12 protein-coding genes and 1 riboswitch are annotated in these 16,015 nt (G+C 43.3%); of the genes, 9 read left to right on the top strand and 3 right to left on the bottom strand.

What is annotated here, in order from left to right; all coding sequences use genetic code 11:
- The first annotated feature begins 123 nt into the window (after positions 1-123).
- The gene (locus P364_RS0110455) at positions 124-1,443 is read left to right on the top strand and encodes an alpha/beta hydrolase family protein (protein ID WP_024630078.1); all 1,320 of its coding nucleotides are present in this window, start codon (positions 124-126) and stop codon (positions 1,441-1,443) included.
- Positions 1,444-2,158: 715 nt separating this feature from the next.
- On the opposite strand, the gene P364_RS0110460 is transcribed toward P364_RS0110455, so the two are convergent.
- The 3 genes from P364_RS0110460 to P364_RS0110475 form a co-directional block, all read right to left on the bottom strand.
- A complete protein-coding gene (locus tag P364_RS0110460) occupies positions 2,159-3,271 on the bottom strand; it encodes a GerAB/ArcD/ProY family transporter (RefSeq protein ID WP_024630079.1) in 1,113 nt (370 codons plus the stop codon).
- A 231-nt stretch (positions 3,272-3,502) separates the two neighbouring features.
- Entirely contained in the window at positions 3,503-4,708 is a 1,206-nt protein-coding gene (locus P364_RS0110470) for a Ger(x)C family spore germination protein (protein ID WP_152532693.1), read from the bottom strand.
- Positions 4,705-6,291 (bottom strand): spore germination protein, encoded by a 1,587-nt coding sequence (locus P364_RS0110475; RefSeq protein ID WP_024630082.1) that lies wholly within the window; start codon positions 6,289-6,291, stop codon positions 4,705-4,707. Before P364_RS0110475 ends, P364_RS0110470 begins: the two co-directional genes overlap by 4 nt.
- A gap of 205 nt (positions 6,292-6,496) precedes the next feature.
- Between P364_RS0110475 and P364_RS37535 the strand changes: the two genes are divergently transcribed.
- From P364_RS37535 to P364_RS0110525, 8 genes are all read left to right on the top strand, one after another.
- Complete coding sequence (locus P364_RS37535) at positions 6,497-6,640, top strand: hypothetical protein (protein WP_161634260.1); 144 nt, start codon at positions 6,497-6,499, stop codon at positions 6,638-6,640.
- Positions 6,641-6,717: 77 nt separating this feature from the next.
- Entirely contained in the window at positions 6,718-6,996 is a 279-nt protein-coding gene (locus tag P364_RS35235) for a PTS sugar transporter subunit IIA (RefSeq protein ID WP_236642240.1), read from the top strand.
- Positions 6,997-7,344: 348 nt separating this feature from the next.
- Positions 7,345-7,435, top strand: a riboswitch (cyclic di-GMP riboswitch).
- Positions 7,436-7,541: 106 nt separating this feature from the next.
- Positions 7,542-9,047: an S-layer homology domain-containing protein gene (locus tag P364_RS36130; protein WP_024630083.1), complete on the top strand. Its 1,506-nt coding sequence runs from the start codon at positions 7,542-7,544 to the stop codon at positions 9,045-9,047.
- 69 nt (positions 9,048-9,116) lie between these two features.
- Entirely contained in the window at positions 9,117-11,108 is a 1,992-nt protein-coding gene (locus P364_RS0110500; RefSeq protein ID WP_024630084.1) for a sialidase family protein, read from the top strand.
- A 622-nt stretch (positions 11,109-11,730) separates the two neighbouring features.
- A complete protein-coding gene (locus P364_RS0110505; RefSeq protein WP_024630085.1) occupies positions 11,731-12,396 on the top strand; it encodes a GntR family transcriptional regulator in 666 nt (221 codons plus the stop codon).
- Between the two features lie 20 nt (positions 12,397-12,416).
- Complete coding sequence (gene ilvD / locus P364_RS0110510) at positions 12,417-14,108, top strand: dihydroxy-acid dehydratase (protein WP_024630086.1); 1,692 nt, start codon at positions 12,417-12,419, stop codon at positions 14,106-14,108.
- 631 nt (positions 14,109-14,739) lie between these two features.
- Positions 14,740-15,183, top strand: coding sequence for an ASCH domain-containing protein (locus tag P364_RS0110520; RefSeq protein WP_024630087.1), 444 nt, complete (start codon positions 14,740-14,742; stop codon positions 15,181-15,183).
- 506 nt (positions 15,184-15,689) lie between these two features.
- Positions 15,690-16,015, top strand: a 326-nt coding sequence (locus P364_RS0110525; protein ID WP_029880908.1) for a MarR family winged helix-turn-helix transcriptional regulator, incomplete at its 3' end; no start/stop codon positions are given.

The raw sequence follows: 16,015 nt of genomic DNA on the forward strand, positions 1-16,015 counted from the left end.
GATCGTACAATAGGGAACTGCCCTTTTGTACGATTTTTTTATTTTTCTCTTCCATTTATGATGAGTGTAGGAATAAAAGAGGAGTGTTAACACTATTCCATAACCTATATTGGAGGAATAATTATGAGGAAACTACTGACAGCGATTTTGGCAACTGTTCTCACACTGACCATGCTCTCCGCCAACGGCTCCAAAATCTTCATTTCCGCACAAGGGCAATTTTCGGAACAGGGGAATAACGTCATTACTGCAAATGATCAATTTCCGAAACCGGTCGGAAATTACACGGTCGGGCGGACACAGATGGACTTTACGTACAGAGCATCAGACAATTTAGCAAGGGATCTGACCGCAATAATTTTCTATCCGTCCGACAGCAGTAAAGGCAAGCCAACGGCAGAATATGCATTTTCGGAGTTTCAGTCGCTAAGGGATGAGCTTGTGGTCAAATTGGGGGGGACAGCGGGTGGAGAACAACTTTTTGCCCCTAATTTTAAAACATGGTCCTACGACGATCTGGCCTTGTCTAAAAAGGAAAAACAATATCCGGTTTTATTCTTTTCTCATGGAGCAGGCGCTTACCCGCAGCAAGGCACCTTGTTCTCTCAAGACCTGGCAAGCGCCGGCTATATTGTGGTATCAATCGGGCATCCGGGGAGCGGTGTGTCCAAACTGAAGGATGGACGAATAAAGGGTATGACAACTGAATTTTTGGACGACATCGTAAAGTATACCATGGAATTTGCCGGCTTAATCACGCCCCAAATATCGATCCTGACAGAGAAGCTTGGGGAAGAACAAGCAATCGAGGTTTCTCGGCAGTTGACTTCCGCGCCTGAAGCCGTCAATTTTGCGAAATATGCCGTTTTACAGAGCGAGGATATTAGCTATGTCGCAGATCGTTTATACGAAATGAATTCAGGTGACATTGATTCCATATTTAAAGGTAGATTGCAGCTTGAAATCGGTATGGGTGTGTTTGGGCATTCTTTCGGAGGAACGACAGCGGCACTCGTTAGCCGTGACGATGACCGATTTGTCGGAGCTGTAAATCTTGACGGCAATATGTTAGGCGCGCTGGATAGCGACTTTAAGAAACCTTTCATGCAGCTAGGTACCGTACTTGCCTATAATACGAATGCTTTCCTTCTTGAATCGAACAGTAAGGAAACGTACTTTGCCATTATTGATAATGTGGTTCATAGTGACTTCTCCGACTCGTTGTATACTGGGGGAGAGGCTCCCAGAGGAACCCGGGACGCTATGGAACAACGCACCATTATTTCCTCTTATACAAAGGCGTTTTTTGATAGATATTTGTTAAAAAAGGAAGCGGAAATTGAAAACCTGACCTTTGACGGCGTAGAAATGATTAAGAAGTCTCAAACATTTGTGGACATCCAAAATTATGGTTGGGCGCGGGAGGCTATAGAGACAAATTGAAGCTTTTAGCATCATCGTCCCGGGCGGAAGCAGCGGTGATGATGTACAGAGTCATTCACTAACTCGCTGCAGTCCTATTGTTATCAGAAAAGCCGAGAGTCCTTGATTAATAAGGTTTCTCGGTTTTTTTGTCACTCCTAGAAGTTCTACGAGTAAACTGCCTTAGGGTCTTAAGTTAACGTTAGAATTTATCATGCAACAGATCCCGAATTACGAAAATCGGGTAATGAAGCTGTCGTAGAAGCAAGTGTACCTCAATGGAACGAAATTGAACAAATGAGAGATAACAGTTACCCAAACATAGCAATAAAATATATTAAATGCGAAAATGCTTCATCAAAAAAGGTCTATATGAACTACTTCGCAATGGTCTCAATAACATTAGCAATACCAAACTGGATACTAAGCTTCTTTTTGCTGCACTCAATCCTGAAAAGAAGGAACATTCTTAACTAATTTTCTAATTAATTTCTACAACGTAAATTCAGAAGTGTCGCGGGACAAGAACATTGTTCCATTCAAAGTTGCTATTTTAGCGGCTTTTCGTATTAACAAACCAAAGTATATTTTAGAAAAAATAAACAACCGTTCCCCGGCTGAATACCGAGAAGCGGTCTGCTTAAACATCTTTTAGTCCTATCTTCTTGGCAGGGGTATGACCAATTTTCAGGCTTTTTGTAATTACAATTTCGAAGTACTTCTAAACAGGTATTCTTTAACTGTCGGTCTCTGGCTGATTAGTGTTCTTCTTCAGCTTACCAAAACGAATCCGGTCCACCAGATAATATAAGACTGGGGTCACTCCTGTAAAAAGAAGAAATGCCGTCTCACTCCGATTGGTGATATCCTCCAAGTGGGCTGTAGATTTGAACATATTAATCGACATGACCACCATGGCAACAGACATAATGTAAGAAAACGGTTTATGATCATTCATTCCAACTAAGTGAGCAAATCCCTTTACGGATATAAGCAGGAAGAGAGATATCTTCAGAAATATACTAAACAGCCAAAAGACAATCAGCAGCGGATCCAAATTTTCCAGGAAAACCCCCGCATGAATATAACGAATCAATTCTAATGTCGGATAGGTTAGATTTGCTGTTAGTTCTGAACCAAATAACAATAAGCATACTAGAAGGACAGCAAGTATAACCACAACAGCTGTAGCCATAGCACCTATTAGTGATTTCATTAACTTGTCAGTACCAACAAAATACGGAAATAGATACACGATAAAAGCCATTTCGCTGAATAGGGCCACGACGATCATTGTACCATTCCATATTCCAGCTGGCTGCCCAGCTGTAACCAATGCAACGGCCATGTCTATATTTATCTCTTTCGAGGCGAATAGGGGGAATGCCAGGACTGAGATTATGCTTAAGAAGAACACGCCTTGAGCGCTTTGAAATAACGTAACTGGGCCTGAACGAACCCCTCGGGCTACACAAAAACCGAATAAAATTGCTACAGGCCAGTCAGGTGTCCCAGGTAAGTATATTTGTACGACAAAATCAATAAACTGGCGCATGATAAATGCAGCTGAGAACAGATTGACAAAGATGACGATCAGAAACAGCGGATAATGGATCCATCTGCCCAAGATGTCCTTACCATACTGTCCTAGAAAATGTGTAGGTCTGCGAAGACATAACCTATAAGTTAGATAAGCTATGAGAAGCCCGATTAGACTTCCGAGTAATACCGACACCCAAGACAAATATCCGGCATTTTTAACCAAGGGACCGATAAAGAACCCGATCGTACTTGAGAAAAGGAATTGAGTAAAGAACATGTACACCTGAAGCGATGTTATTTTTCCCATGGGGCCTCCTTCAATCTCCGATGAATAAGAACCTCTGTAGGGGCTCAAAAATAAACGAGATAATCAGCCCAAGGGACCACCGATCCTTTAAGGCATAAGTAACTTCCATCCCGATGAACATGACTAGCCATAAACACGACAGAATTATGACACCGCGCATAGAACGTTTATTTTTCCTTAGATATCTCCATTCTAAAATACCTACTGCACCATAAATAATGGCTATCAGAATCATTTGTCTTCCTCCGCATCCGGCAGGATTCTGTTCCACTGAGGTCTCTGTGACGTACCGAACCATTTAACAGAAATATTAACCTTAGGATCTACTCTCACCTGGTCAGCGTAACGCTCTCCCCACTCGGGCCTAAGGTCCTTCCACCTTCCCGGATATCTCCATTTAATATAATCTGCGAACTGAAACACATCTGATTTCAATTTCTTAGATACGGCCACAGCTCGGCGGATGCGGTCTTTGATTTTCTCATTTAGCAGCAGTTCAAGCTTTCGAAGCTCAGTCGGTTCAGTGACATCTATAGCTGATTCTGTTCCCAGAATGCCCGCCATTGCTTTACATTCAATTTGAATTGAAATGTCGTCACCATGAACTTGTGCCTTTAAGTGAGTCCTAGCATTCCGGATTAAAAAGTTGACCGGCTTGTTATCCGTAGGAGAATTAACATCATACAAAGAATAGTTTAACTGCTTGAGAACCCATAGAGCGCCTTGAGTTTCCTCGTCAGTTAATTTGCCTATCATTTTACCGTTCCTGATAACTCCCGCCCCATCCGTACCCATCCAGTTCTCTTTATTTTCTTCAGATTCAACGCCTTTTCTACCAAAAACAAGCATGGGAATAACAAGATCACCGCGATTAAAGGCAGACATCAGCATATCCTTCACTGTGACCATTATTGTCTGACGCTCCTTGGCAAATTGCGTGAGAATGTCTGTCGGGAATTCTTCGAACGTAACAGGAATGGAGGTTATACTTTTCGCTTTATCCTCGCTAATGAACAGGTAAGCATTAATATGGATCGCGAATTCACGTGCAGCGAAATCGACTACAGGCTTTATCCCCGACTGGGCAAATTCCTTGCCCATTACAATATGTCTCAGTTGACCGAAGGTAACTCTGCGGGACAAATCGGCTTGTATTTTCTGAAAAGCTTCTCCAACATCTCTCCCTGTTTTTGTTACAAAAGTAAACGGTTTAGACGAAGACCCTCCGCCCCCGGCTTTAGAAGTGCTTGACAGTCTGTTCGGCAACGGAAATCCCAATGTCATTTCTATACCCTCGTTGGTTCTATCAAGCAACATAACCCTGGCGAATGCTCTGTCATTTATTTCAATCTTGGACCAACAACCGCATAAAATAAATACAGGGATACATGCCAAAAAAAGTTTCAGGAGCTTTAACATATACATATCTATTTTCACTCCTCCTCTTCTCTTGCATGCCCCCAATTTCGGGTCTTCAAACGCTTACTTCGACCTTTCCCGTCGAAGAAAGAAGGTCTATTCTTCATCCCCCACCATGGGGCTCTTACAATTGTATCCTTAAGATCATTCGTATGAAGTGGTGCTATTGGGGATAAATAGGGCAGGTCAAAAGAGCGAAGTTCGAGCAAATGAATATAGATTAGAATCATTCCGCAGGCGATGCCAATCAATCCAAATGTGCCAGCCAGAATCATGATCGGAAACCGGAGGAGTCGGAAGGCAAGCCCCAAGTCAAAATGGGGAATGATAAAAGAAGCGATACCGGTTAATGCCACAATAATCACCATTGCAGCTGAAACAATACCCGCTTCAACAGCAGCATTGCCGATGATCAAGGCTCCAATAATGGACACGGACTGACCGATTGATTTAGGAATTCGTACCGTTGCTTCTCGCAGAGCTTCGAAAGACAGCTCCATTAGAAAGGCTTCGATCAGTGCGGGAAAGGGTACAATTTCCCTTGAAGAAGCTACCGTAATTAACAGCCTTTCTGGTATTATAACCGGGTGAAATGTCGTTATAGCTACGTATACAGATGGCATTAACAGCGAAATGAACAGAAAGAGCAGTCGAATAGCCCTAATCCAGTTCGCTGCAACAAACCGCTGGTAATAATCTTCTGCTGACTGCAGCATCATGAAGATAGTGACTGGTGCAATAAGAGCAATAGGCGTACCGTCCACAATGATTGCTACTCTTCCTTCCAACAGCGCGGCACTGACCACATCCGGCCGCTCAGTAGACTGCAATTGGGGAAAGGGGGAGAAAGGATAATCTTCTATAAATTCCTCCAGGTAGCTGGAGCCGAGAACGGAGTCAATCTCGATTGCAGATAGCCTCTTTTTCACTTCGTCAACTAAATCCTGCTTGCACTTCCCCTGTAGATACACGATGGCTACGGAGGTCTGAGTCTCCGTGCCAATATGCATCAGATCCATCTTGAACGATGGGGTTTTGAGCCTTCGGCGGATCATGGTTAGATTGGTATCCATACTTTCTATAAAAGCTTCACGTGGCCCTCGAATTACTGCTTCGTTAGGAGCTTCCTGAATAGATCTCTTTTCAAAGGCAGTCACGGAGAGCGCAAGCATGCGGGACTCTCCGTCCATAAGCAGTAATGCTCCTCCCTCCAACAAGCTTAGGTAGGCTTCCTGCATACTGAAGTGAACACTTTGATGAGCGATTGGGAGCCGCTTGTACACAAAGATATGCATGCTGATATCCTCAGCTGTCCAGGATGGGTCGAACTCTCCCACCGTATTCAGTACGTGCTGTTCGATGGCTTTTAGATCGATCATTCCTTTGATATATAGTAGGGCACATTTCAACCCCGCTCCGGCGACAAAGGTATGAATGGCAAGATCTGAAGAATTCGAGAGATGCTCGCTGAGCCAGTCTAATCTTAGATCAAGATCGACTGTACGCGGCTCCGTTCTCTGCTGAGTTGTTACAGGTGTGTCGGAGTTTGGAAGGATGATCTCCCAGTTTTTCAATTTCTTCTTAAGCCATTTAAATTGCATTATAGTAACCTCGGTAATCAATTTTCACTTATTTTCCCTCGATACCATTTTTTTTATACACCTTACTGGGGGAAGAATCTCTGATAATATTTAGGACCCAAGCAAAGAACATCACATTGGGGATAAGCGAGAGCGCCTGTTCAAATAAATTCTGCTCAGGATTAACTTCAGTCTCATCAACATGGATTCGGGGTTTTACGGTTATGTGTTGCGAATGGTCGCGGGTCTCGTGGTCGGTTTTGTCCTGACCTATATGTGGGGATACCAAACCCGTATGAAATCCGAGGAGTTAACAACACAAGGTACAAAGGATTCCGCAGCTCTTTCCGGTATTGAAGAACTTTGGTAAAAACTCAAATCCATCCGTTTCGAAAGCAGGGATGACTGTGTATAGCCCTGTATCCGGAGAGGTCCTTGATCTTGCATGTGTTGCAGATGAAGCGTTCTCCAGTGGAGATACTGATTCATGTTGGTCTGGATATGGTCAAGATGAAAGGAGAGGGGTTCTCTCTCAAAGTACAGGAAGGCGATTCGGTGAAGGTTGGTGATATCCTGATGGAAGTGGACTTGGCCAAAATCAAAGAAAGAGGTTTTGAATTGATTACTCCGTTGATCATCACGAACTCTGACAATTATGTATCAGTAAGTGGGGTCGCGGCACAAAATATTTCTGCGGGTAGTCCAGTAATTACAATAAAAGTGTAGAGGCAACTCCTTATGTTCCTTAACTTAATGAAGATGATAACAGTGTTTATTATTGAAGATATGATCAAATTGATAATTCAATTAAAATCAATTCTTACGACTGCAGCAGAGGAAGCCCGATTTGGAACATGATTATCAGCATTTGATTGCTTTCTTTGAATATCCTGATAACTTCAGTGGATCATTATGATGCCTCTTACTTAATCTGTTGTAGTATAAGCTCCAGAGAGCTATATTTTTCTTAGTAAAGGAATTGATATAATCAATCATCTACTGTAATTTTTCTGATTAGGTTTTTTTATATTCACCTTTCGTGCTATACTGTTCACAAAACTTACATATATACGAGAGATTTTGGGGCAAACCGGTTGAAAAGCCGGGACGCAAAGGCATGGGTCGTCGATTTCAACCGGGAAATAACGATTGCCAGTCTGCATTCATTCAGACTAAATGCTTATTTTTAGTGCATTCAACCCCAAACTTCCTTACTTTAAGGAAGTTTTTTTGTCTATCGCATTAAGAGGGACGAAGAGAGGAAAGAACACATGAGGAGATCGATTAAGCATCTATTGCTTCAAACGGCTGTAACTTTGGCAATGGTCAGTTTCCCCGTACAGGGCGCCCTTGCAGACAATCAGCAGCAGCAGCAAGCCCCATTTAAGGACTTGAAGTCCCACTGGTCAGCTGACAGTGTTGCCTGGGCGGTTAGCAAAAATATCGTCAGCGGTTATGACGACGGCACATTTAAACCTAATAACGCGGTGACAGAGGCTGAGTTACTTTCCATGCTCATTCGTAACTTTAGGCCGGATGTCCGGAAAGGTATTATAAGTTGGTCAGAACCCTACTATGAGCTCGCTTTGTCCTTGAATTATCCTGTCGATCTGTCGGACACGGAAGAGCATAACAGCCCGATCAGCCGTCTTCGCGTTGCGGAGCTGATCGCTTCGACGCAAGGTGTGCACTATGATGGGGACGATTCCATTCGTTATATGTACAGTAAGGGCCTCGCTAAAGGGACGGACGACCATCCGACAATTGCCGGATTTAACGGTTCGAAAACACTTTCACGGGCTGAGGCCGTGCAATTTATCAAGAACCTGTCTGATTTCGGGGCAGAGGAATCGTTGCTTCCAAGGCCAACACTGAGTTCCAATGCCAGTGAGCTGCCAGACATCCCTTTATCTAACCTTACTTATAAGGTTAGTCATAACGCATCTAATGATGCACCGGTTATTAAGCTTGATAACAAGCCCATTCATTTCGAAACACAACCAGTTAAGATGAACAACATTTACTATTATCCGATTCAGGAGATCTGCTCAGCATTTGGAATCATCTACAAGGAAAATAGTGATGGCACCGTAACTACAATAAATATGGAGGAAACGAACACATTTAGAGCTGGAGATCAAGAGGGCTTTACGCATTATAATCCGGCTAGCTCGAGTTTTGCCGAAGAAGAAATCCCCTTCGATGGACTAAAGCCGATGGAGAAAATCAACGGGGTTTTTATGATGCCCTCAGAATCTATAGATGAACTTTGGTTTGCAGTAAACCAAGCGTCTAAAAAGTTTGCAAACGTGCTGGTTGTAACGAATGGACAAGAGGACAACAGAGAACTCATTTTTTACAGCTATAAACAGTATGTGTTGTCAGACAGCGAAGATATGGATGGAGGAAACAAGTCGCCGGGTGGTGAAGGGGAATTTGAGGGGAACGGCAGAGTCTACAGAAGAGTTTGGGTTAGGGAATATAAGCTTCCAAGCATCGACACAACCGTGTACGCTACCTTGAGATGGAGTTATAAAGATAGCCTTGTTTATAAGTCAAAAGAATTCCAGTTTAACGGTAAAATCCTTAACGGTGTGGCAACAGGAACTTTAAGCTTTAAAGGTGATATGACCTATTTCCAAGAAAACGACCGGGAAGAGCAACTCGGTAATAAGACTATTTACGACGTTAAGCTGCCGTTCAGTAATGGCAACATTCAAATGACCTGGAAAGAAGCCGTGGGGATATTTTCAAAACATAAAATTACTCTTCCTTAATATAGAGCTTTAAGAAAAGGTTGAAGTAATTAGCTTGAAACAGCAGGAATCTAACATCAGGAGGGTAATATGAGAAGAAGTAGATTAATTGCAGGGATTCTTTGTCTGACATTGGTGTTGTCGGTGCTGGGGTTTAATACTAAGGCTATGGCGCTTGAGGAATACAAGGAGATTGACTCCATCACACTTCAAGAATCCCCACATTCAATCGGCGACGGATGGACAGAAGACTTTACTTTCAGCTCCAATGCCCCTTATGCATTAACCCAGGGCAAAAATAATGAGTACTTAGCAGTAGGCCCTTACGGAACCGTAATAAAGTCTAAAGACGGAGTAAGCTGGAGAGCATTATCCAAGTTCGGTAATTACCATCTGACCGCAATCGCATGGGATGGAAAAAGGTATGTCATGTTTGGTACAAATACAACGTATGATATGGACATTTACAAACAGCCATCCGAAGCATTTATCTCTCAGGACGGTCTTTCTTGGACTAAGGTTGACTTTGCCCCGGGTGAAACAATAGAACAATTGAAGTGGGGGGGGAACGGTTTTGTTGCTTTAGGCACCAAGCATGTCTTTACTTCTAAAGATGGCACCAACTGGGCCACTTCGTACACCTTAAAAAGTCAAAGGGGATCGAACGGGCTGCACGCGGTCAATAATACTTTCTTTGTAAGCAGCTATGATAACAAATATGTGCTTGTTTCCAAGGATGGTGTTACATGGTCCGCCAAAACCTATAATGCTTCCGCGGCGATTCGAGATTTTATCTGGTCCGGCAAGCAGTATATCGGAGTTGGCAACGGGATATACACCTCTACAGACGGAGTAAACTGGAAGAAGCAGAGTAAATCGCCCAACGGCGTTCAACTCAAGACGGTCCTATACGGCAATAACACTTACATTGTGACCGGTTCATCGAACTTGGATGGGGGGGCGAACTCCAATATCGCCTATTCATCGAAAGACGGGGTTACTTGGAAGAAGATAAACCTGTCTTATCTTCAAACGAATATTTATACCATGTATCCGGTTAAGGACGGATTTGCCGGTATCGGTTCTAATGATAAGCAGAATTCCCCGGATGGAACTTACTCGATATATACAAAAGACGGTTCAACCTGGAGTTACCGATTGATCGGAACGGCGACAAGCGGTGATTTTAATGCCCTTGCCACAAATGGAAAGAGAACAGTAGCTGTAGGCAAGTACGGAAGTGTCGTTTATACGGATGACGGGAAAACCTGGAGAACCAGCAATCCTTTTTCTTATAGAGAGAAGTTTGGTAGAGCCAGCCTGTTTGATGTAGCTTGGGGTGCAAATAAATTCGTAGCCGTCGGCAACGGCGGGGTCTATTATTCCACGGATGGTTCAAGCTGGAAACAGGCCAAAGTATCTTTCAAAGATCAGCTTGGGGATTTAACGAACATTATTTGGGCTGGGTCGTTCTTTGTAGCTTCTGATCAGGTCTACGGAACGTATACATCCAAAGATGGAGTGAATTGGACGCGTATCGCCAGTGTAAGCAAAGATTGGCTGACTTCAATGGTATGGGATGGAAAAAAACTGCTAGCGTCCTTCCGTGTTCATAACTTTAATACCGGAATTGGTACGACGAAGCTTATGCAGACAACGGATGGCGTTCATTGGAACCTGGTGAAGATCCTGGATTTGAATGAGTCTTATCTGGCTTGGTCAGGTACCGCTTATGTGGCAATTGACCCTTATGTAGCTGGAAAGGTGTGGGTATCGAAAGATGGCCTGAATTGGATGAAGAAAACTACAAACTTAATAGATCATACTTCTGGTTTTAATTTTCTGACCTCATTCGACGGATCCTTCTTCGCCATGAATCACACCTATAGCGAAACCGGCGGGGAATATGTTTCTTCTGATCAGTATTTTGTATCTAAGGATGGCATCCAGTGGAAGAAGGTCGCAATGCCGGAAAAACATCCTGGGGTGCAGGTATTCGGTACCGAGATGATGAAGGACGGTATTAAGATGTACGGGAAATTTATCTTTGTTGGAACCTATGGGGAAATCATGTACCGATAAGCTTAAGCTGTAGGAACCTTTCTCACCGAAAGAGAATGGTCATACTCATGCGGTTAAACTTGTGGATGTGCTGGCGAATAAGGAGCAATAGAGCCGTTAATCTGTGATATGATGATTAACGGCTTTTTTGTTTTATCGGTACAAGTTCTTGTCCCGAGCCAAGGACAAGAACTTGTACCGATTGCCGATGGACAAAAACATAGTCCGATTACCGATTATCTTACACACCACAAAAAGTTGCGATGCTTATCATGAACAATCCCATGTAATAAGCATAAGATGCTCCAAAAAAACAGTCGAGACATATGTAAAAAATTTAATTCTTGAATCCGTTAATCTGAAAAGATCAACGGTTTTTTTGTTGTATAAAGGCAAGCAGGATAAATTGAGAATGAAAAGGGGAAATTGCCGAGGGACAAGAACTTGTACCGATTACCTTATTGAGCAAGATAATACCGGTTATACATGTATCTAATTGATCTTACCCGTTAATTCATTAAGCTAACGGGCAGAAGAGATATATTTTTTGAGAAAAAATTTAATTTTGATATAATCCGTTGCATTCAATATATGTATGCGATATATTGCATATAGGAAAACGAAAAAAGTAAGGATGATAACAATGCCAATACCTAAAAATTTTGCCTCGCCTGCGCGAATGTCCGCAAAAGAAAGAACCTTCTCCCAGATTCAAAGATGGATTATCGATGGTACGCTGCAGCCAGGTGAAAAGCTTATCGACGCTGAATTGGCGGATTCGCTGGGAGTTAGCCGGACACCTATTCGGGAAGCATTTCAGTTACTCGAAGTACAAGGTCTCGTTTCCACGCATCCTGGAAAAGAAACAAAAGTAACGGAAATCGAGAAAGACGATATTTTTAAAATGTATTCAACTATGGCTGCTCTTCAAGCATTAGCAGCTGAGGTTACCGCAAAGATTATTGTTCCAGAGCAGATTGAGCAACTGAGATTAATTAATCTAGAATTTGCAAGTGCCATTAAGAGTGGTCAAGCTTACCAGGCAATGGAGACGGATGAACAATTTCATAACCTTATCGTGGAGTATTCAGATAATCCTTATGTGACTTCATTCAGCGCATCGCTTCAGATTCACATTCGGCGATTTAAATACGTGTTCTTAAAGCAGCCTATTACTGCTACACAAGCTTCTGTCGATGAGCATGCTTCGATTATTAAAGCTTTCGAGAGGAAGGATAGTGATTGTGCTCAGGCATTGATGAAACAAAATTTCATCCGTCCGATGCAGGAGCTGCAAGGAATACTTTAAACTGAGAGGGGCAAGGGAAAATGGCGAATGGAAAAGATCTCCGTATTCGAAGCAAGGTAATCAGTGAAGGCGCAAACCGGGTACCGAACAGGGCGATGCTGCGTGCAGTTGGTTTTACTGATGATGATTTCAAAAAGCCAATGATTGGCGTAGCAAGTACTTGGAGTGAGGTAACCCCGTGCAATATGCACATAAATGAACTAGCTATTCAAGCCAAGCAAGGGGTACGTAACCATGGCGGCGCTCCACTAATTTTTAATACGATTACAGTTTCAGACGGCATTTCGATGGGTCATGGAGGCATGTTGTTCTCGCTGCCAAGCAGGGAAGCCATTGCTGATTCTATTGAAATTGTAGCTGGGGCCGAGCGTTTTGATGGTATTGTAGCGATAGGTGGGTGTGATAAGAATACCCCTGCATGTTTGATGGCTATCGGACGGTTGAATATTCCTTCCGTTTACGTATATGGCGGAACGATTCAACCTGGCAATCTCGACGGCAAAAATGTTGATATCGTTTCGGCTTTCGAAGCAGTCGGCCAATATCATGATGGAAAAATGACGGATGAACAACTTCATAAAGTAGAATGCAGCGTCTGCCCGGGTCCGGGGTCTTGTGGTGGTATGTATACCGCCAATACTATGGCCGCAGCGGCAGAAGCAATGGGCATGTGCTTACCCGGTTCCTCTTCTACGCCAGCCATTTCAACTGATAAAGCAGCTGAATGTGCAGCAGCAGGTAAACAGGTCATTTCACTACTTGAACAGGAAATCTACCCAAGAGACATTATGACGAAGAAGGCTTTTGAGAATGCGATTACGGTTGTAATGGCTTTGGGTGGTTCAACAAACGCGTTTCTTCATTTGCTGGCCATTGCCCATTCGGTAGAAGTTGATTTAACATTAGACGATTTTGAGCGAATCCGCTTGCGTGTTCCTCATTTGGCAGATCTTAAGCCAAGCGGCCAATATGTCATGCAGGATTTGAATGAAATTGGCGGCATTCCGGGGGTTATGAAGTTATTGCTCGCTGAGGGACTTCTTCATGGTGATTGTCTTACAGTCACCGGAAAAACCTTGGCAGAGAACCTAGCCAAAGCAACTCCGCTTCAAAATGGCCAAGAGATTATTCGCCCATTGGATAAGCCACTAAAGCCGAATGGACCATTGGTTGTGCTTAGAGGTAACCTCGCTCCTGAAGGCGCCGTTGCCAAAATGTCAGGTATGAAGAAGCAGCAGTTTTCCGGTCCGGCAAAGGTGTATGACAGCGAAGAGGACGCGACAAAAGCTATTATGAAAAATGAAATTCAACAAGGAGATGTATTGGTCATACGCTATTGCGGCCCAAAGGGCGGACCGGGTATGCCGGAGATGCTATCCGTTACCGCATTAATTGTAGGTAAGGGTCTTGGCGGGGAAGTTGCCCTTATAACGGATGGTAGGTTCTCGGGTGGCTCGCATGGATTCGTAGTCGGCCATGTGTCACCCGAAGCACAGGTAGGTGGACCGATCTCACTGCTGAGGAATGGGGATATAATCACCATTGACAGCGAAAAACAGGAGATAATGTTTCAAGTGACAGAAGAGGAGTTGGCTGGTCGGGCGCAAGCATGGGTACAACCTCCTCTCAAAGTAAGTTCGGGCGTATTAGCCAAATATGCAAGACTAGTTTCCTCTGCATCGAGGGGTGCAGTAACAGATATTTTTGAATAAAATATAAACCGTTTGTCAGAATTATGGTTAAGCTAACGGGAAACGATAGCTTTATAAACCAAGGAGCAGCCGACCAACGCGATCGGCTGCCTTTGTTTAACTAACGGGCAGAATAGCGTCCCTCGCTAATTTTATTCCTCGACGGGGATGCCGGATGTCGAGGGACAAGAACATATTCCCATTGAAGTCGCTATTTAAGCGGCTTTTTTTATTTTATCGGTACAAGTTCGTGTCCCGAGCCAAGGACAAGAACTTGTACCGATTGCCGGAATTGACAAGAACATGTTCCTATTACCGAATAGATGTATATCTAAATTATAAAATTAAAACCTTGGTAAGTACGGTAATAAGCTTCAGGATGGCAGTATTACACATGGGTCTAAGGCGGTAGAGACAAGGAGATGGTACGAGGCGATCCAACTCATGGCATCTGACTATTATCTGCTGATTGAGCAACTGGTTAACAACCCTTGGTTGATCCGTTGTGCTCTGAAGAACAGGGTGGCCTGTGAGGATGGAATTCGGTGGTCAAAGCAAGAATTACACTAGAGTCGCATCATGCGGGTATGGAAAGTCTCGAGAATGTTTGGGGAATAGTAATTCATTATGAACAGAAATGGAGCTTAGAGGAATGAAAGTATTATCTATGATTCAACCATGGGCGACTCTGCTTGTCCAAGGCGAGACTCTCTATGAAACAAGATCCTGGAAGACCCGGTATCGCGGTCCGTTGGCCATTCATGCAAGCCAGAAAGTCGATAAGCAGGCCTGCAAATATGAACCCATACGTTCTTTACTCACCAAGAATGGCTATACGGAACAAAACCTCCCTACGGGGGTTATCCTTGCAACTTGCGAGCTTTCAAATTGTTATCAAGTCATCGACGCTAATCATACGTCAGCCATTCTGGATTGCGGGAAGGTTGTGTCGGGTGAGGACTTCCTGTTAGGCGATTACAGTCCAGGTTATTTTGCGTGGGAAATAGCGGGTTTCCGTCTGCTGAAGCCCTATATTCCAGTGAAGGGAAAACTGGGACTATGGGAATATCCGATAGACGAAGAGTTGATGATATGATCTATGTAAACATTTAATTAATGGGGGTTCTGACATTATTAACATGAAAAAAATGTCGAGGGACAAGAACATGGTCCCATTGAAGTCGCTATTTAGCGGCTTTTTTATTTAATCGGTACAAGTTTTTGTCCCTAGCCAAGGACAAGAACTTGTACCCATTTCCGATTAGAAAAATATCTAAGTGTGGATAGTGGGTCTTTTTTGAGCGACCAACAGGCTAAAGTCTGGATTATGAGCAAGAGAACAGATCAACGCTCGGAAGTACTTCCACTGGACTTTAATCCCATTTGAAAAGAGTAGGTTTATCTGGACAGCTTCTCCTTTGCATCAGCAACTCTTCGGGGTGTGGGGCCTGATGCTGAGTATGTCGTTAAGCATATCCAAAACAATTTAGAAAAGCAGAATAATTTAAAATAGTTGCAATATACAAATATTATGATTATATTAGGTAGCAAGAGGTGATCATCTTGCCGGATAACGAAAACCCAAGAGAGTTATTACAGATCATGGTACGTCGCTTCGGCTTGCTGGATAAAAATTGTTGCACGGTTGGAGAGCAGGAAATATCTTTAATCCAAAGTCATATCCTATATGAAATTGACCATCAACATGAGCCATCCATGCAACAAATTGCCGAAACGCTAGCCATGGATATTACAACCTTTAGTCGTCAAATACAGACGTTGATTAAGAAAAACCTGGTCTTAAAAACACCTCATCCTGAAGATCGGAGAGTATACATTCTGAGATTGACGGTAGAGGGGAAGTTTGTAGCGACAGCTATAGATCATCGGATGAATACACATCTGGAAGAGGTTTTTTCTTTCATGAC

Origin of the sequence: Paenibacillus sp. MAEPY2 (assembly GCF_000499205.1) — a bacterium.
In the GTDB taxonomy this organism is placed as follows: domain Bacteria; phylum Bacillota; class Bacilli; order Paenibacillales; family Paenibacillaceae; genus Paenibacillus; species Paenibacillus vandeheii.

What these genes read in the sequence shown, in the direction of transcription:
- P364_RS0110460 (WP_024630079.1), bottom strand. Translation starts at nt 3,271, where the DNA reads ATGGGAAAAATAACATCGCTTCAGGTGTACATGTTCTTTACTCAATTC.
- P364_RS0110520 (WP_024630087.1), top strand. Translation starts at nt 14,740, where the DNA reads ATGAAAGTATTATCTATGATTCAACCATGGGCGACTCTGCTTGTCCAA.
- P364_RS36130 (WP_024630083.1), top strand. Translation starts at nt 7,542, where the DNA reads ATGAGGAGATCGATTAAGCATCTATTGCTTCAAACGGCTGTAACTTTG.
- P364_RS0110475 (WP_024630082.1), bottom strand. Translation starts at nt 6,291, where the DNA reads ATGCAATTTAAATGGCTTAAGAAGAAATTGAAAAACTGGGAGATCATC.
- P364_RS0110505 (WP_024630085.1), top strand. Translation starts at nt 11,731, where the DNA reads ATGCCAATACCTAAAAATTTTGCCTCGCCTGCGCGAATGTCCGCAAAA.
- ilvD (WP_024630086.1), top strand. Translation starts at nt 12,417, where the DNA reads ATGGCGAATGGAAAAGATCTCCGTATTCGAAGCAAGGTAATCAGTGAA.
- P364_RS0110500 (WP_024630084.1), top strand. Translation starts at nt 9,117, where the DNA reads ATGAGAAGAAGTAGATTAATTGCAGGGATTCTTTGTCTGACATTGGTG.
- P364_RS0110455 (WP_024630078.1), top strand. Translation starts at nt 124, where the DNA reads ATGAGGAAACTACTGACAGCGATTTTGGCAACTGTTCTCACACTGACC.